The organism is Zeaxanthinibacter enoshimensis (genome assembly GCF_004362865.1).
Classification (GTDB): domain Bacteria; phylum Bacteroidota; class Bacteroidia; order Flavobacteriales; family Flavobacteriaceae; genus Zeaxanthinibacter; species Zeaxanthinibacter enoshimensis.
On record NZ_SNYI01000002.1, the window covers coordinates 665,799 to 684,498 of the forward strand.

17 protein-coding genes are annotated in these 18,700 nt (G+C 37.1%); 1 reads left to right on the forward strand and 16 read right to left on the reverse strand.

Going from position 1 to position 18,700, the window contains the following annotated elements; all coding sequences use genetic code 11:
* Positions 1-3 precede the first annotated feature (3 nt).
* From CLV82_RS09130 to CLV82_RS09150, 5 genes are all read right to left on the reverse strand, one after another.
* On the reverse strand, positions 4-726 hold the full coding sequence (locus CLV82_RS09130; protein WP_166636692.1) for a GNAT family N-acetyltransferase: 723 nt from the start codon (positions 724-726) through the stop codon (positions 4-6).
* A 364-nt stretch (positions 727-1,090) separates the two neighbouring features.
* A complete protein-coding gene (locus tag CLV82_RS09135) occupies positions 1,091-2,332 on the reverse strand; it encodes a GNAT family N-acetyltransferase (RefSeq protein WP_166636693.1) in 1,242 nt (413 codons plus the stop codon).
* 19 nt (positions 2,333-2,351) lie between these two features.
* Positions 2,352-3,416, reverse strand: a complete 1,065-nt coding sequence (locus CLV82_RS09140; RefSeq protein ID WP_133644003.1) for a peptidoglycan bridge formation glycyltransferase FemA/FemB family protein — start codon at positions 3,414-3,416, stop codon at positions 2,352-2,354.
* Between the two features lie 46 nt (positions 3,417-3,462).
* Positions 3,463-4,122, reverse strand: coding sequence for an HAD family hydrolase (locus CLV82_RS09145; RefSeq protein WP_166636694.1), 660 nt, complete (start codon positions 4,120-4,122; stop codon positions 3,463-3,465).
* The gene (locus CLV82_RS09150; RefSeq protein WP_133644005.1) at positions 4,106-5,074 is read right to left on the reverse strand and encodes an ATP-grasp domain-containing protein; all 969 of its coding nucleotides are present in this window, start codon (positions 5,072-5,074) and stop codon (positions 4,106-4,108) included. The genes CLV82_RS09145 and CLV82_RS09150 overlap by 17 nt, the downstream gene beginning before the upstream one ends.
* Before the next feature lie 201 nt (positions 5,075-5,275).
* Between CLV82_RS09150 and CLV82_RS09155 the strand changes: the two genes are divergently transcribed.
* Positions 5,276-7,309, forward strand: a complete 2,034-nt coding sequence (locus tag CLV82_RS09155) for an HAD hydrolase-like protein (RefSeq protein ID WP_166636695.1) — start codon at positions 5,276-5,278, stop codon at positions 7,307-7,309.
* A gap of 63 nt (positions 7,310-7,372) precedes the next feature.
* Here the strand turns inward: CLV82_RS09155 and CLV82_RS09160 are convergent, their stop codons facing one another.
* From CLV82_RS09160 to CLV82_RS09210, 11 genes are read right to left on the reverse strand one after another with little or no spacing between them, the layout of a single operon-like run.
* A complete protein-coding gene (locus CLV82_RS09160; RefSeq protein WP_133644007.1) occupies positions 7,373-8,410 on the reverse strand; it encodes a glycosyltransferase in 1,038 nt (345 codons plus the stop codon).
* Positions 8,407-9,030: a sugar transferase gene (locus CLV82_RS09165; protein ID WP_133644509.1), complete on the reverse strand. Its 624-nt coding sequence runs from the start codon at positions 9,028-9,030 to the stop codon at positions 8,407-8,409. The genes CLV82_RS09160 and CLV82_RS09165 overlap by 4 nt, the downstream gene beginning before the upstream one ends.
* A 3-nt stretch (positions 9,031-9,033) precedes the next feature.
* Positions 9,034-10,173: a glycosyltransferase family 4 protein gene (locus tag CLV82_RS09170; RefSeq protein ID WP_133644008.1), complete on the reverse strand. Its 1,140-nt coding sequence runs from the start codon at positions 10,171-10,173 to the stop codon at positions 9,034-9,036.
* A 45-nt stretch (positions 10,174-10,218) separates the two neighbouring features.
* Positions 10,219-11,310 carry a glycosyltransferase gene (locus CLV82_RS09175; RefSeq protein ID WP_133644009.1) on the reverse strand — a complete coding sequence of 364 codons (1,092 nt, stop codon included), beginning with the start codon at positions 11,308-11,310 and terminating at the stop codon, positions 10,219-10,221.
* 50 nt (positions 11,311-11,360) lie between these two features.
* Positions 11,361-12,590, reverse strand: a complete 1,230-nt coding sequence (locus CLV82_RS09180) for a glycosyltransferase family 4 protein (protein WP_133644010.1) — start codon at positions 12,588-12,590, stop codon at positions 11,361-11,363.
* A gap of 9 nt (positions 12,591-12,599) precedes the next feature.
* Positions 12,600-13,739 (reverse strand): non-hydrolyzing UDP-N-acetylglucosamine 2-epimerase, encoded by a 1,140-nt coding sequence (gene wecB / locus CLV82_RS09185; protein ID WP_133644011.1) that lies wholly within the window; start codon positions 13,737-13,739, stop codon positions 12,600-12,602.
* 11 nt (positions 13,740-13,750) lie between these two features.
* A complete protein-coding gene (locus CLV82_RS09190; RefSeq protein WP_133644012.1) occupies positions 13,751-14,893 on the reverse strand; it encodes a polysaccharide biosynthesis C-terminal domain-containing protein in 1,143 nt (380 codons plus the stop codon).
* An 11-nt stretch (positions 14,894-14,904) separates the two neighbouring features.
* Positions 14,905-15,333: a dTDP-6-deoxy-3,4-keto-hexulose isomerase gene (locus CLV82_RS09195; protein WP_133644013.1), complete on the reverse strand. Its 429-nt coding sequence runs from the start codon at positions 15,331-15,333 to the stop codon at positions 14,905-14,907.
* Positions 15,334-16,338, reverse strand: coding sequence for a polysaccharide biosynthesis protein (locus tag CLV82_RS09200; protein WP_133644014.1), 1,005 nt, complete (start codon positions 16,336-16,338; stop codon positions 15,334-15,336).
* A complete protein-coding gene (locus CLV82_RS09205; RefSeq protein ID WP_133644015.1) occupies positions 16,331-17,566 on the reverse strand; it encodes a lipopolysaccharide biosynthesis protein in 1,236 nt (411 codons plus the stop codon). The genes CLV82_RS09200 and CLV82_RS09205 overlap by 8 nt, the downstream gene beginning before the upstream one ends.
* Positions 17,557-18,672, reverse strand: a complete 1,116-nt coding sequence (locus CLV82_RS09210) for a hypothetical protein (protein WP_133644016.1) — start codon at positions 18,670-18,672, stop codon at positions 17,557-17,559. Before CLV82_RS09210 ends, CLV82_RS09205 begins: the two co-directional genes overlap by 10 nt.
* Positions 18,673-18,700 lie beyond the last annotated feature (28 nt).

Genomic DNA, 18,700 nt, shown 5'->3' on the forward strand with positions numbered 1-18,700 from the left:
TAATCATTCCGGGGCTTTCCAGTCGTGATGAGCAACCTTTTTTTGGAATCTTTTGAAAAAGAAACGATCATATTGGAAGAGTTTACCTAGTATTCCTTTATCTCTGAGGTATTGGGCTAATCTCAATTTACCTTGAAACACCTGAGCTTTCAAAAACGCATGAATTGATCCCGCCTTGTAAAAAAGGTGGTAAAAGTGTTCGTATCGATGGTTCGACCATTTTAGTTTATAGTCGTTCTCTCCTTTTGAGAGATCGAAAATTTGGATTTGGTTCTCCAGACACCACTGCAGGTGTTTTACCATACTGATGTCACCCATATTGTATTGGGAATAATCAATATCGTAGGTTTGTATATAACTGAAAAGATGTTGGTCGTAAAGAAAATTGAGTGTGATTGTGATAGGTTTATCCTTGTCATAAATTACAAATAAGAGCGCTTGTTTATTGAGGATCATCGGATATGCCAATTCATAATAGTATTTCCAATGCATCAAATTGCGATTAAACATTTCCTTTTCAACAAAACGTTTTTTCAGCAACTGGTAAAATGTATCGAAAATCCTGTCATATTCTGATTTTTCTATCTCTCCGTGGTAAAAACAGTATCTTATATCCGCGTCGGATTCTAATTTCCTCTGTTTTGATCGCAGGTTCTTCCGATTGCGTGTACTCAGTTGCTGCAGGAGAAATTCATCAAGGGATTTATAATCTCTCAGGTCGACCATGAACCCTGGATATTGTCGGATTTTTATTGATTGATATGAATCGGATAGTACTCCAATTTCCAATTTGAGGTAGTCAGGGATATCCATGATCTGGAAAACGGTATTATCAAAAAAGTCCTTGGAATTGTTGGATTGAGGATACCAGGTTTTGCCTAAAAGTTTATGTAAAAATTTATGGCGGTATACCGGTGCACACAAGTGATTAAAGTACAAATCAAAAAGGAAATTGTAGGACGGAACGGCTAGCAGCCGTTTTGGCCAACTTGGAATTGAATGTTCATTCCAAAAGTCAATAAAGGGCTCCTTCATAATGTGCTTAAGCCGGTTACCCCGGGTTCTTAAATAAGTTATCTCTCAAATATACTTAATTCAGGGTTAGTAGTTTGTTCGACTCATTACCTGATATAAAAAAGGTGTTCTTTTGATCCTTGATCTGGTAAACCTCGATAGAATTATAGGTATCTGTAGATAGATAGAGAAAATCGAAAATTATTGGTCTCAACCATTGGTTTCTCTCATCTTTCAGAGGTAACCGAACCAGTGTGTCCTGGGAAGGAGCAGAGTCTATGTCAGAGAATTGATAAGCTGTGGGCTTCTCCGTTTTTTTCGTCCTGTTTTTCAATGAATAGGTGAACTTATGGAATCGTTCGTTGATCCCTTTCTTTCTCAAATTTTGTTTTTGCTCATACCACCATTTTAAACCAGACGCAATGCACCTTGCTTTGAACGATGTCTTGTCGTAATAAATATGGTATTCAAATGGATATTCAAGGCTGGACCATCTTGTTTTGTAATCAAAATATCCTTTAGAGAAGTCAAATGTCTTGAATCCATTTTCCAGGCTCCATTCAATCAGTTTCATTATGGTGACTGAACCTAAGTGGAATTTAAAAAAATCAATATCGAATACTGTTATTGCATCGAACAAAATGTCTTCTGAAAAGAAATTTAAGGTAACACCGATAGGCTGGTCACCATGGTAAATTACATAAAGACCAGCTGTGCCTTCTAAGATCATGGGGTAGGTGACATCATGATAAAATGACCACTCCTTGGGATCCAGATTATTATTGGTGATTTCTTTATCGTTAAACCGCTTTTCCAGTAAATTTCTGAAATAATTAAAAATAGAATCAAATTCTTCTTTACTGATCTCACCACGGAACATCCGATACCGGATGTCAAAACTTGCCTCTAATCGTTTCTTATACTTATTGAGCTTATACCTACTGCTTTTGCTAAATTTTTTACCCATAAAATCAGCCAGGTCCTTATAAGGAGAAAGGTCGATAAGAAACCCAGGATACTGGGTGACTTTATAGTTGCCGAGATTGGGTTCGGAAGTAGTGGTATCAACATTGAAATAATCCGGAACATCATGGATCAAAAAAACCTTATTCTTCCAAGATTCACTATTGTTTTTATCAAAAGTGTACGATATACCTTTAGTATGGTTCGCCCCTACATTGGTATAGACCGGAATTTTTCCTGTTCTATAGAATTGCAAGTCTTTGAATGGACCCCGCAATATATTAGTAGAATCATTACTGAAATGTTTCAACCATATTTTGGTGAACGTATTCGTGGTGAACGGGTTAAGGTTCATTGTTTCGGGGAATATGTGATTATTTTTCATTTTCTGTCTCGGAAGTCTCTACCCTGTAGAGAGGAAAGAAATCCTGCAGCTGAGAAGATATAGCGGGGGCAGTTTCTTTGAGATGTTCTTTGGAGAGTTTTTCATAAATTTCCTGGTTGACTACATAACGCCACAAATTGAAATCTTTAACATCTTTGGAGTATCCTGCTTTAAATCTGAATAAGGAGTCCTCCTTATTCCCCACGCCACCGCCAAGATTAAAATAGGAGTATCCTTCACGGGTCGACTCTTCCCTCACGATCTCTAATAATAATTTAATTGGATTGAGTTTAAGATACTCATCTTTTAAACCGGAGAGATGATAATTGACCATTTGATTTTTCATGATGAAAAGTGCTCCGGCTGCAATTTCATTGGATTCTTTATCAAGGGCGATTAGTAGTTTTTTATCAAAGTATTCACTCTTCATGAAGTTGAAGAAATAATCAGCATCAAAGAAATATTTTTCTTTCGCATTCACTCGTTTCATGGTTTCCGTATACATCTCAATAAAAGCCCTGATCTCATCGTCGGTATCAACTTCCTTCACCTTATAGGTTCTGCGGCATTTATTAATGTAGGTTCGCAATCGGCGGTTATAATACTGTTGCTGCTCTTCATCCGATAGACCGAGGTTAATACTCACCACTTTCCCGGGGCTTACAATTTCACCCATCTTACTCAGTAGTTCAGTTTGATATGAGATAAAGGGATGGAGTCTTGAAAAGATAGAAACAATGTTGTTCTTATTAAAAAGAGCATCTAACTCCTCTTTAAAATTAGAAGTATTTGCCTTTCTGACCCTGCAATCCCTGCACAGGGGGCCGGAATAACCATATACTGAAGTTGCATCCTTATAATCAGTTCCTTCTATACTGCGTATCAATAGTGGTAAAGCGATCACCTGTTCATCGTCACTGTACTTGATCAATACGGGGGTTTCATCAATTCCTTTAGAAATATGATGATAATCATAGGTATGGTATACGTCAGCATCAATAAAAGAACCGATTACCTCGTTCCAGGAATCTTTATCCTTAATAATCTTTATCATTCGATTAAATATCTTTTCGTTAAGACCCGGGGCGGTCCATTTGTTTTTAAATTATCCGAATCTCATGGAAAGAACCTACCAGGTAATGAGGTCTCAGTCGTTCTTCTTCCATGTATTTATATCCCTCTTTATGGATATTTTTACCATTATCGATCAACCCAATGGTAGTCCAGGATAATTGGTTTGGACTTAAAAAATCTTTTTTAAAATTATCAGCGATATAATAGTATTTATTGAAACCTTCATTGGTCTCAAAAACATCAAAATTTCTTCTATTTGGTTTTTCAGTTCCGATTTCTTCTGAGATAATGATTTGTTTAAAAAACTCAGTTATTCCTAAAGCTTCAATTTTATTTCTTTGAGTAAGTGATCTTCCATCGGTAAGAATGCCGAGAGAGCCTCCATTTTTCCTTATATCTTTTAATAATTGCTCTGCACCATCAAACAGGGAAATATCAGGTTTATGATATCGGTACATTTTGAGTAAATCATTTTTTTCACAGCCGTAGGTTGCTGATAGCCATTCAAATACATCTTTTCCGCAGCGATATCGTGAAAACATAGAGCTAAATAATAATTTCCATTCATCTGGCCTGATCTTTTTCGCGATCAATTCATAGGCAGATCTTAGAAAATCAATTTCATTGTAAAGCGTATCATCCAGATCAAAAACGATCAGCGTTTGTTCATCAACCTTGATATCCACGGACCAGTATTTCATCATCATATCTTAACATCAGCAACCGATCTTCCCAACAGTCAAAATTTTCGTCTATGTTTTTATCTTGTAAATATTCCTCAATGATCCATTTTGGGTAATTTGCCCCGGCTAAATATGTCAGAGGGAATCCACCCCCAAACCTTGGATTGATCTCTATTCCATATATCTCCTGGGTTTGCTTATGTTTAAAAAATTGTGATGTCAGGCATCCTACGGCCCCCTCTATATAGCTAAGGTGATTTCTTAGAAAGTCCACCATAATACCGCGCTCTGTAAGTCCTTTATTTACTTCCCCATCTCTGACTTCGAGCCGTTTTCTCGGGACAGCGCACTTAAGCCTGTGATTTTTATCGTAATAAAGGTCACAAGTATATTCATCAAATAAATCGTGATCTAAATATTCCAGGAACATCAATTTATCATTATTGAAATGATAATCTTTTAACTCTTCCTGCTTTCTGATGAGGTAGGTGTCCACACTTCTGCTTCCATCCGAGGGTTTAATAAACATGGGGAGCGTATAATCCTCCTTGCTGTATTCCTTGGCCACAGCAATATTATGATCTCTGAAAAATTGATGAATTACCCGTTTATCACGACATTTGGAAATAAATGCCTCTGTGGCAATTACGGTCTTGATTCCCTGGGATTCCAATTCACCTTTGTGCCGGGACAATACAGCCAGTTCTGTATCTATCGTTGGAATAAGCAGGGAGATCTCTCTTCGTTTACACTCCCTGATTAGGATGTTAATATATTCCGAATCATTCAGGTAAGGCACTTTGAAGGCATCATCGGCTACATGACAAGCAGCAGCTTCGACAGGGTTGGCATCAGCTGCAACAACCTTTCCGCCCGGGAATATTTTCTGTAATTCCTTTTGAAAGGACCTGACCAGCGAAACTCGGCGACCGGCAGATGTAATTAGTATATTCATGATAGGCTTAGTAGAAATCATACTAATAGAGGTCCAACCTCTATTTAAAATAAGATTGTTTTCTTCTAATTAGCGGATTTATATATTCAATTATCTATTTTTGCGACACTTTTCTGTTTGATACCATTCAAAATAACTTCAATCGAGAACTACCGGTTAAATCGGTCTCATACAGAACTATGTATTAATGAAATGTTGAAAATGAAGACGAAGTTATTGAAAAAACTGGAGAACTGTCAATCGAAAGAAGTAATATTTACTGATCTCTTCGATACGATAGTCCACAGGACAGACCATCCTAATTATGTGCTAAAATTATGGTCTAAAATTATTATTTCCGAGCTGGGTCTGGATCTTTCGATCGAGGAATTATTTAGTATCAGGCTACAGTCGGTTCAATATCTCACCGATTCTTCTGACTACAACAAAGTTGAGATTCCTTACATTGACATTCTTGAAGAAATTTTTTCAAGATTGAATAATACAGGACTGAAGGTGCCCTGTGATTTGCCGGAATTTATAAGATATTCGGAATTAGCAGATTTCCGCGCGGAAAGTTCCCTTATTTATTTGAACGATAAGACCCTGATCTTTCTGAAAGAACAAAATAAACAGGGCAAAAAAATCATACTGGTCACCGATACTTACCTGTCAGACGCTATCATATACCGACTGTTGGAGCACTTAGGAATAGCTGATCTGTTTTATAGAATTTATGTATCGAGTACAGAAAGGAAAAGTAAGGTAAAAGGCAGTATTTATCCATATATACTGGCTGACCTAGGCCTTTCTTCTCAGGAAGTAATGATGATTGGAGATAATAAGCAAAGCGACTATATCAGGGCTCGTGAAAATGGGATCGAGGCAGTTCATTTAAAAAGGTTATCAACCAGGTTAAAAGATAAAACCAGCCTTTTGGGAGATCAGTCCGGGGATCTGAATAAGGAAATCACCCAGGTATTCAATGGTAGTTGCTCGGGTAAGGGACAACTTGGCGAATATATTTTGTTTTATTATGTATTTACCGAGCAATTATACCACTTCGCCAAAAAGAACCGTCTTAAGAATTTATTTTTTTTAGCTCGGGAAGGTTATTTTTTAAAAACCTTATTTGATCATTACCAGGAGAAACATGAATTAGAACCCGGTTCCAGAATTAATACACACTATTTAAAAGCATCGAGAAAGTCTATGATGCATGCCTCCTTAAAGCCTTTGGATAAAGAAGAATTTACTTCTTTAAAAGAATACGACCACATGAGTGTCAATAACTTTTTAAGATCATTCTTTATTTCTGAGCAGAATCGTGACAGCATATTAAGGGCTACAGGTTTAAATGGGGATCAGAAAATTGATAATTTTATCGATTCTGACGAGTTGCAAATACTTCGGAATAACCCGGAATTCCAAGCCCAATATGAGAATCACCGTTTAACGCAACGTTCGTTATTTCAAAAGTATTTCGAAAGTTTCAATTTTGATTTTAAGAAGGAGCCATTGGTAGTGGTAGATATTGGGTGGGGAGGGACCATGCAGGAAGCACTTAGTAACATTTTCAAAGAAAAAAATGTTTGGGGTCTCTACTTGGGGTTGATGTATATTTACAACATAACCGCCAATACTCCCAGGTGGGGATTACTATTCTCGGTCCATCCATCTGCCAATATTTCGGATCATATTTTAATGGCGAACAGACAGATATACGAGCAGTTAGCCTCTGCTCCTCATGGAAGCGTAGAGCGCTATTTATCCAAAGAAAATGGCTTCAGCCATGAAGTACATAATGAGGCGGAAAAGAAAATATTCAAGTCAGATATATCCGGGCTTCAGGATAAAATGATGGATTTGTTTGATCAGCTAGTGGAAAGGTTATATACTAAAGTTTATAATAAGGAAGACATTTTTGAAATAAGTATTCAAAGGTTTATAAAATTAAGTTTATTTCCATCACGTGAGAAATATAGGGCGATTAACCATTTATCAAATGGGTTTTACCAGAATATAGGAGCAAAAAAAGTCGGCTTACGATATAGTTCTACCCACATGAACAAAATGAAATTATTCAAGAATTTCATTCTTACACCGGAAAAAACTTTTCGTTATTTAGTGAAGATTGGGCCCAATTTATATCAACGAGGATTATTTGTTTTATCTCCTATTCTCTTTTTGATATATCTATACCTGCATTTTAATATATTAACCAGGAAAATGCTGTTTAAAAAGAATTTGATTTAAACTTAGCAGGGTTATACCTGGATTTTTATAGAAATTGGGGGTATTGAATAAAATGAGGGGAAATTAATGAGGCAAACTATTCGTTTGGAATACCTTATTGTAAACACGGTATAACCTCATGAAAGGTTTTATTAAATATTTACGATTATAAATAAAAACCAATAAGCTATAACGGATCCCGGAGTAATCTTCTCCTAGAAAATTATTTAAAGGATAGGCGCCAATTCGTTCAAAACCCTTCAACATTTCCGGAATAACTTCAATAGATATATCAGATTTCATTAATCTGACTAAAAGAAAGAACACGAAAGATTGCTGCCTGGTTCGTAGTCTCTTCTTACAGGCACCTACATGGGGGTGGTCGTCAGGGAGATGTTCAATCAGATTTACAAATACATGGGCTGCATTGGCATTATCATAAATGACCTTACGATAATGTTCAGGGGTTTTGTTCCTCATAGCTGAGGTAGGAAGAATACGGTACCTGTGAACATCATGATCGACATGACTAATACGAGCAGCCTTGCAGAAAAGCTGGGCTGTAAGGATAGCATCTTCCATCCAACGTCCTTCGATAAAACGTAGATTATTGGTAAGCATAAAATCTCGTCGGATTATATACCACCAAATCTCATTAGAGAATTTTCGGTCTGCAATAAATGAAACTCCATCGTAAACAGTCAGCTTATCTTCATTATTACAATATTGGCTCCCAGGAATAATTTCATCCTTACTTACAGGTAAAGATTTGAAGGTGAGAACGTCAAGTGACAATTTCTCGGCAATTTCAAGAATCTTTGGAATAGTATTATCGGCCAGGTAGTCGTCCGGATCCAGAAAATAAATATAGGTTCCTCGCGCCATCTCTAATCCACTGTTTCGGGCTGCACCCACCCCGGCATTAGTTTTATCTATTACCTTGATATTAGGATGGCTGTTCTCATACTCCCGGGCTATGGCCAAGGTTTGGTCCCTGGATTCATCATTAACAATGATTATTTCATAGGACGCAGGGTCTAGTCCTTGGTTCAGAATACTATCCAGACACGTTGGCAGGTATGCCTCCATGTTATAACACGGTATAATGATGGACAATCTCATACTCTCCCTGATTCAGATTCGTTCCCCGTAAAATATTCCATGGTAGCACTGGTGGAAGACGATATACCATCGCTTTTTAATACTTTCAATACCGTTAGCCACAAAATTTTTAAGTCAAGCTTGAAACTCACATTATCAACATACCACACATCTAATTCAAATTTTTTATCCCAGGAGAGGCTATTCCTCCCATTCACCTGGGCCCAGCCGGTAATCCCGGGTCTCATTTCATGACGCCTGTTTTGAAATTCGTTGTACAGAGGCAAATAAGCGATGAGTAGTGGTCTGGGACCTATAAGACTCATATCTCCTTTAAGGACATTTATAAGTTGCGGTATCTCGTCTAAGGAGGTTTTTCTCACTATACTTCCAACGGTCGTAAGTCGCTCTGCATCCGGTAAGAGTAACCCATCAGGACTTTTTTTGTCATTCATGGTTTTAAACTTCAGGATCCTGAAAATTTTTCCGTTTTTCCCCGGTCTTTCCTGGACAAAGAAAGGTTTTCCATTATTAGCGACAGTAAGAAAAATATATACGAGTAAAAAGATAGGGGAGATGAGAATAAGCCCAAAAAGAGCTGCGATAAAATCTAGTATTCTTTTAATCTTTCTTTTGTACATCATCTAGATAGATTCCCTGATCAGGGATATTAATTGCTTGTTAATTAAATGTACGTCAAACTTTTCTTTTGCTAAATGAAAACTATTTTTTCCCATTTCGGGAATCCTGGATGGATTTTCGATGAAAAACTGCATAGCTTCTATCAATGGATCCAATTCCTGTGGGGGCAGAAGAAAACCATTTTTATCCGGAATGACCGTTTCCCTGCAACCAGGGGTATTTGTCGTTATAACGGGCATCCCACTGGATAGTGCTTCTAGGATAGAGCGGGGCACTCCTTCCCTGTAATATGTAGGGAGAACAAATACATCCATTTCATCCAATTTCACGGCAACATTATCTACATGGCCATGAAGTATGACGGTTTTGTTAGCAGCCAATCTGTTGAGTTCTTTCTCAAAAGGGCTGGATTCATATTGTTTTGCCACAGATCCGAATAAATGAAACTCGGCCTGGATGTTGTTGCTCTTCAAAGTTTCCGCGGCTTTAATGAAAAGTCCCACTCCCTTTTCTGGCATTAATCTTCCTGCGAGCACGAACTTAACCTTAGAGTTTTCGGCAATCTTTCGCTCTCTGAATTTATATTTATTTAAATTAATTCCGGACCCATTGACAACATAACTTTTTGATTTTCCGTTTATGATATTTTTCTCCTTGAAAAGGGCTTGGTCATCTATGTTTTGGAAGATAACTGTTTGGTTGAATTTCAGAGCGTAACGGTACATTATCTGGGTTACATTCTGTAGCAGCTTGGCTTTAGGTGAAATAGCGCTAAAAGTAAACCCTAATCCAGTAATTAAGGATACTACTGGAATCTTGCGCTTTCCGGCAGCGATAGAACTATAAATGACCGGTTTGATGGTATAAGGGAACACAATATCTATTTCATGTTTATCCATTAACTGACCTAGGACGCGGATACTTCCTATGTCTTTGAGGGGATTCATCCCGGTACGTTGAAGCGGAAAATTATCGTAATGTGCACCCCATTCTTCCAACATCTTCCGGGTAGCACTCTTTATATAAGGAGCTGCACAGAATACTTCAAAATTTTCCTCTACGAGTGCTTTGATAAAATCTCCTCTGAAATTCATGAGTGATTCACCAAATGAACACACTATTAATATTTTAGTTTTAGACATTCATTGTAAATTTATATGGGGTTCAAGTAGGGTGGAACTTAAAACTTAGTCTGTGTACGCTTTAATTTTCTCGATATGATTTTCCACACTTCTTTCATTGAGATATTTATCAAATGCAATTCGATTATCATTAGAATCAGCTAGTGTAAGATTTAATAAACCGCTAAGTTCATCAATCTTATCGGGTAAACAAGTATGGATACCTGGAATATTCTCGATTCCACCGGCGCATAAAGTTGATCCTACCCGGTTATTGACACTCATCATTTGTAATAGTACATTAGGAAATCCTTCGATTCTTGATGAAACAATACAGGCTTCAGCATTTTGAAAGTATGGGTAAACATTATCTACATGTCCGATTAAGAAAACCTTTCCCTGTAAATCCAATTCCTCTATCATACTTTCCAATATATTGCGTTCTTTTCCTTCCCCAAGGATTAGAAGTTTACGACCCGTTTCACCCTGTGAATTTGCGAAGGCCCTGATGAGAAGGTCAAATCCTTTTTCAGGGATCAGGCGTCCTGCAGAAACGATATAATTGTCTGGTATTTCCGCATTATGTAGGGTTTTTATTTTCTCTTTTAATTTATTCAGGTCTATTGGATTAGGAATAACTTTTATTTTGAGACTCCTGGATAAACCCGGAAGACCTTCCTCTAACTGTTGCTTCATGAGTTCGGTTTGGCAAACCAGCAGGTCTACTGGCTTATAACCTATTTTATACATAGCCCGGTAGGTCCACAACTTAAATCCTGAAAATCTTCGAAATATGGAGGTTGATTCCCTGGCAATGAAGCGGTCTTTATTTAAAAATCTAAGTCTGATGAATATTCCTGTGATCCCGGTATAATAGACATGAGATGAAAAAATGAAATCAAAGATGGTATTTTTCTTACTCCATAGAAATTGCAAAAAGTTAAAGATACTCATCAAAATATTATCTGAGTCACTGTATTCTATTTGAGTGTAATTAGCAATATCATCCCAGGAGCCAGTTTTTTTTTTACTAAAAACGAAGATATATACTTCTTCATTCTGAAAATTGGATGCAACCATTTTCAGATACTGCTCAGCGCCACCCAGGAAATCATTAGGCAAAATGACAAGAATCTTTTTTTTTTGATATTTTTTCATTTGGATGTTTTGAGGTAGAAAATAATTAAGATTTTATCATCATGAAATCATTAATCATTTTTCAAATTCCCTTTAACCCGCGAGCGTACAGGGTTTTTAAAAAGAAAATCTGTTAATACATTTTTGAAATTCAAATAGAAAAATTCTTTTCTAGATGTCGCCATTGCATGATCAGGCACTGTTTTCAAAATTTCCCTATAATTGTCAATTATATGTCTTATTTTTTTATACATGGCTAAATCATCATCTGGAGGAACTATAAAACCATTATGACCATCTTTAATATAAAGGGCATTATCTGAGATATCTGTAACAAGAACTATTTTTCCCTGATTTAGGTAATCAGATAATTTAGTCGAAAACCCGTATTTATTTTGAAGACTGAACCCTCTTGGCACCACCAATAAATCTTGTTGACTTAGAAAATCCTTTAAATCTTTTTGATTTAGATTTCCTGCGTAGGAGATCACAGATGTATTGTTTATAATTTCGTGAAATTCAGATTTAAACGTAGACGAAACTATCCCACATAAATTGAATTTCACTGAATATCCTTCACTGTTGAGCAATTTTATTAGATGAAAGAATTTCAAAAGATTTTCCTTTGTTGGATGAATGCTTCCTGAAAATCCAATATTAAAATACCCAGCCGTATGAAATATTTTTTCGGGATTTTTATTAGGGGGCTTGGGATCTGTTAATATGGGAATTCTGATTGTCCTAGAGTTGTAATCATTGGCGTATTTCTGAATCGCAGAAGAGATACATATTATACCATCATAGAATCTCAGCAAGGGCTCCATCACAGTAAATAGGGTAATGAAAATTATCTTTTTTACTGAGTAAATGGGAGTACTCCATCTCATAGGGGGATGAAAGGCAGAAGAATATTTCCTAATTTCGTTGAATTCAGTATATAATGGTAAACCTCTATAAAGCTTAATATAGAATAAAGCCATAAGTTCCAATGAAACCCGGGGAAAAGGGTAATAAAGGAATGTCGTTGATCCTTCTTTTGATACGGCAAAATGAACAAGTTTACGAACAAAACTTATTGTTAGAAAAGGGGAGTACCTTGGTCGATTGCAAGTTGCGACAAATACATTCGGAAACTTCTCCGTAAATACTTGGTCTGATAGATCGGCAGAACTATAGCCGATCAAATATACCTGATGGGATTCGTCAGCAATGGCTTTCGCATAATAAAGCATTCGGGTGGTTCCTGCGCTATTTTCAGAAAATGATTTTTCACTAAAAATGAAAAGGTTGTGCTTAGCCATTAATACGTTCTATGTATTTTTACTCCATACGACCCTGTTAATATAGTCTGTATAGGATATTATAATTCTTACCACTTTTTCACTGACATTAGGCATACTGTAATCGGCTACACGCCTGAAATTTCTATTGGGATTACGTTCTTGCACATCTAGCGCTTCGAGAGCCTGCAATATCCTTTCAGGATTCATTCCTACCATCATAACCGAAGCTTCCTCCATTGCCTCGGGTCGCTCGTGGGCCTCCCGGATATTCAGGGCACGGAAATTTAAAATAGAAGATTCCTCAGAGATTGTACCACTGTCTGAAAGCACAGCGAATGAATGATACTGCAAGGCATTGTAGTCCGTGAATCCAAGAGGTTTAAGGAATTGAATATTTTTATGCGTCTTGACTTCTTTTGAATCTAACATGTTTCTGGTACGAGGATGCGTAGAGACGATAACAGGGTAATCGTATTTCTCTGCAATAGTATTCAAGGACATGATCAATCCCTCAAAATTTTTAGGATTGCTGATGTTCTCTTCCCGGTGCGAGGATACTACGAAATATTGGTGCCTTTCAAGTTCCAGCTTTTCAAGTACCGATGAGGCTTCTATTTTATCACGAAACTGATTAAGCACTTCGAACATTGGACTTCCTGTCTTAATTACTCTCTCCGGGCTTAAACCCTCCCGGAGGAGATATTCACGTGCGATATCACTGTACGTGAGATTTATATCGGCAACGTGGTCTACGATCTTCCTGTTTGTCTCTTCTGGCACACGTTGGTCAAAGCAACGGTTGCCGGCCTCCATATGAAATACAGGAATCTTTCGTTTCTTGGCAGGGATTGCACATAAACAGGAATTAGTATCTCCCAGAACCAGGAAGGCATCCGGGTTTATTTCTTCCAGGATAGGATCAATAGCAATTAGAATTTTCCCTACGGTCTCTGTTGCATTTTTACCAGCGGCGTTAAGAAAATGATCCGGTTTACGAATACCCAAGTCCTCAAAAAATATCTCGTTTAATTCATAATCATAGTTCTGTCCTGTATGGACTAGAGTATGATCAATAGCTTTATTCGCGTCTAAGGCATTTAGTACGCAAGCAAGACGGATAATTTCCGGTCTCGTGCCTACAACTGTAACTACTTTTAATTTTTTCACTTCAGTATATTTTACTTTTCTACGTCTTCAAAATAAGTGTCAGCATCTGCAGGATCAAAAGGTTCATTAATCCAGAAAAGGGTGATGAGCTCTTCTTTCCCAATATTTTTAATATTGTGGGTATACCAAATGGGCATGTCTACGTAAGCTGGTTCCTCGCCATCCAAATAATAGTTGATGATCTTATCTGTACCGATCTTTCGTAATTGGATTCTGGCTTTTCCTTTAATAACAGCAAAACGCTCTGCCTTTCGAGTATGAAAATGGTTTCCCCTAGTGATGCCGGGAACCGTGGTGGAAAATGAAAATTGACCACTAGTCTGGGTTCTGGCGATTTCTACGAAACTCCCTCTCGTATCTGTATGTTGGGTAAATTTTACCGGATAATGATCTTCTGGGATATAACAGCGGAAAGTATTGAATAGTGCTTTTTCGAAGAGGCTCTTATCCAGTTCAGGAAAGATTCCGTGCTCCATGTAATCTTTCTTGAACCGTTTTAACATTTTGAGTACTTCGGAAACCTTTATATGATAGCGAGGTTCAATTTCCAATGAACTACTATGTTCACTTATGCGGGTTGTTTTAACCTCTCCCTTGATAATTTGAATTATTACTTCTACAAGTTCGTTCACATAGATCAGGCCAACCTCGCTGTCATTTATGATACTGGCTTCTTCATCATTTGCAACTTTATGGCAGAATGTGGCCACAACGGAGTTGTAATTAGGTTTTCCGAATGGCCCGAAGACGTTAGGAATTGTCATCGAAGTGAATTTACCACCCTGTTCATCTGCCCACTGTATCAATCTATCTTTCCCGTCTTTTTTCGATTTACCATAAAGGTTATCAAGATCTTCCTGGGTAGATGAAGAGAACAGAATATGCGGTGTAGCCGAACCCGCTTTACAAGCATCGATCAATTTATTAACCAAATCCATATTGGTTTCGTAAATAACTTGAGGATCGATGTGTCGGTTCATCGCCGCGAGATGTACAATCACATCACAAGCACTAACAAATTCCTGTAGTTTTGTTGGGGATTCAAAATATTCTTTATTGAAAGGTATAAGTATAACGGATTCATCCAAGGATAATGTCCTAAATAAATGATTTCCAACAAATCCGGATTGACCGGTAATTCCAATTTTTTTCATAGTAATAATATTTACCAATCTGCATTCCAAAGGTCGACAGGATACCTGAAGTCGTCTTGTCTGGATTCTTCAAGGGTTGTATCAGAAAACACCAGTAATTGCGAATTTGGATCATTGGCTTTGATACCTGTAGCATAACCGCCAGGAACGAAAACCACCACAGGTACGTCTTTATTTAATTCGATTCGAATAGGTTCAATACCTGGCGACGGATTCCTAAAATCATCCACTTTCACCAAATTAATCACAATAGTTCCTGAAGAGCAGTAAAACCATTTTTGTTCACTCTCATGTCCCTGCCAAGCTCTAAGCGTATCGGTATCGGCAGGTCCAATCTCATACATGCGTTTAATTCCTAACATTTTGAAATCGTTGAAAAATCTTAGCTTACCTCGATCATCGAGGAAGTCCTCACCTTGAATGAGTAGAAAGTTTTTCATTTATCGATTTTCTTTGATAAAGTCCAAATTGAGCAGTATATTCTTTAAACCTTCATTAGTTAACCTTTTTGTATTGTGAGAATGATAATCTTCAATTTCACTAATATCAGTCTCCCCTTCCGAAAAATAACGGCTATAATTCAAATCCCTGTTATCAGCTGGGATTCGATAAAAATCTCCCATATCTTCAGCTTTCTGCATTTCTTCTCTTGTGCATAAGGTCTCGTACAACTTTTCTCCATGTCGTGTTCCAATGACCTTAATTTCGTTTTCAGCATTATAGATTTCTTTAATTGCTTTAGCTAAGTCTCCTATAGTACTTGCCGGAGCCTTATTTACGAACAGATCGCCTTGATTTCCATTTTCGAATGCAAAAAGGACCAGGTCTACGGCATCTTCCAAAGACATTAAAAATCTTGTCATTTTAGGATCCGTAACGGTTAATGGTATTCCTTCTTTTATTTGGTTAACGAATAATGGAATTACAGAGCCGCGTGAGGCCATAACATTTCCATACCTTGTAAGGCACACAGTCGTCGAATCATTAGGAATATTTCTGGAGGCTGCAACTGCTACTTTTTCCATTAATGCTTTACTGATTCCCATGGCATTAATTGGGTAAGCAGCTTTATCCGTACTAAGACATATAATTTTCCCCACTTTATTGGCTACAGCTGCATCAATTGTATTTTGCGTACCAAAAACATTAGTCTTAGCTGCTTCTATAGGGAAAAATTCACATGATGGAACTTGCTTTAGCGCGGCGGCGTGGAAAACATAATCTACGCCTCGCATAGCCATGTCTATACTACTATAATTTCGGACATCCCCAATATAAAACTTCACTTTTGGATTCTTGAGTCGATTTCTCATGTCATCTTGTTTTTTCTCATCCCTACTGAATATTCTAATTTCCTTAATATCCGTTTCCAAGAATCGATCCAAGACGGCATTTCCAAAAGATCCCGTACCCCCCGTAATAAGAAGTGTTTTGTCTTTAAACATTCTTTTTATTTTTTATAAAATTAATATAATAGCGATACATTACAATTAAGTAGAGTGCGCTAGCAATGACTTTGGTTAATATGGCCCCATTCATATCAAAATACTTAATCAATAGGGTATATCCTGCGATGTTAACAAAGCCTACTATAAAGGCAGCATTTCTCAATTTTTTCCCTTCCCCTTTTGCCCCCAAGAAACGGTTGAATAAATCTCCCAGACCATGAAAGATAAAGGCTATGATAAGGTATTTTGAAATTGATGATACTGGTAAATATGACTTAGTGTAAAATGTAATTATCATGTAATCAATTAAAAGATAGAATATTACCAAGGCCAATAAGGTGCTCGCGAGACTAAACAGAAATACCTTTTTAGGAATAGCTCTCATATCCACGAATTGTTTAAAATATATTGTACCTATAACTGAAGGGATTACAAGCAATGGGCTGCAGATTGTTAAGGCTAGCATGAAGAATCCTACCTGACTGTTATTAAGAAAATACGCAATGCTCAATCCGGCTATATGAGTAGTTGCCACCCCTGCGAGGCTGCCAAAATATATTGGTCTTCCATTAAACTTATTTTCCTTAACTAGCTTTTTAATTAAATCTTTTCCTATTGAAAATGAAGGCTTGAGTATCAAAATTATTGCTAAGATGGAAAGTAGGATTAAGAGATAATAACAATATAGTACAATGTCAATATCTATCGGAATAAATTGATTGATCCACCAGATACATATGAGGTATGCAAGCATAGGTATAATGCTGAATATGGAAAGGGTGTAAATTCGGTGCAATCCTTTTAAGAGGTCACTGATGGCGGTTTGGCCAATTATTGCAGCTACAATAAAGAAAAAACGGGTTATGGATGATGTAATATTATTATCAAAAATGTAGGGCTCCACCAAAGAAAAAATAAGATATAGAATTATACCTAGTCCGGAGGTTATTCCAAAAAGGTAAGTGAATAAACCAACATATTTATGCTCTACATCTGCTCGATTATTGGATGCTACTAAACGTGTAATTGAAATAAAAAGGCCTACTGAAACGAGGCTGGCGATAAATCTGCCAACGGTCTCAATGAATTTGTAAGTACCGAAATCTTCCGGACCCAGAACCCTGGAATTAAAGATGCTGATCAAGAATCCTAAGGTGATTCCAAATATATTGGCTCCATATAGACTAATAATTTTTTTTAGGTTGGCGGAGCTTTCTAGACGCATAAATTACTGAATTTATAGAGCACCCTGCCAAGTAGAATACAAATTATAAAGAAGAATAAATCTATTGTCATGGTTGTGAAAATAGCCAGTCCAGTAAGACCCAAGACCCATAGAATTAAAATGAAGCATTCTACTTTTGTCTCGTAATCTAAACGATAAAACAAGGCCATTTTCAGTGGAATTACAGCGGTTAAATAGAAATAAGCGATAACAGGGATTATACCCGCCCACCACAATAGTAATAGCCATTGATTATCTACCGCCGTCCACTGTTGATACCCATATCTGTAACTCGCAAAAAATCCACTTCCGGTAATAAGTTTGATCGGATTTAATTGGCTTAGAAACACCCCTAGTTGTTCAGAACGTGTGTCATGGGTGCCTCTATTAATTAATAATTCCAATGAGTTAGAGAAGATTTCTGTATTTAAAACTATTAACAAAAAGGCGATACCACCGGCAAACAGAAAAATTGAATACGATAACCTGTTCTTTGTATTAAAGAAATCAAACATTATTGTTAGGAAATAAATAATAAGGAATGAACGGGTTTGAGTTATTAATGCCAAAATTAATCCGAAGAATAGAGCATATACCCTGAGCCATTTCAATTTAGGATTCGGTTTTGTGATCAGGTAATAATAAGGTACTATCCATACCATAGTTGTTGCGTATACCCTATATTTATTAAGCGCCTGGCCTCGCCAGCCTCCAACCCCGAAATCGATGAAATTATAAATGGTCAACAACGATATGTAAAAAATCGCAATGAGAAGAAAAACCTCAAGAAGTTTAAACCGTGAGGAGTTATAACTTACAAAGATCAGTGCCAGGGTAATCCAGGTGCCAATACCCTTTGAGTCCATGACATGAGTCATATCCAAGAAATCCCCTCCACTGACAATGAAATTCAATATCACGGTTATAAGGATAGCGAAATATGCGAAATATACAGAGAACTTATATTTGCTACGTCCAAGAAATATTGCTATTATGGCGGTGGCGAATATTAGAATGACCGAAGCCATCCGGATATACTTTTCCGGACCTAGAGCAAGAATCCCCAAAGTTTCTCTCCTAAATAATCTCTCTTGTGCAAAATACACGAAGATGAGATTAAGGAAAAGACCACAA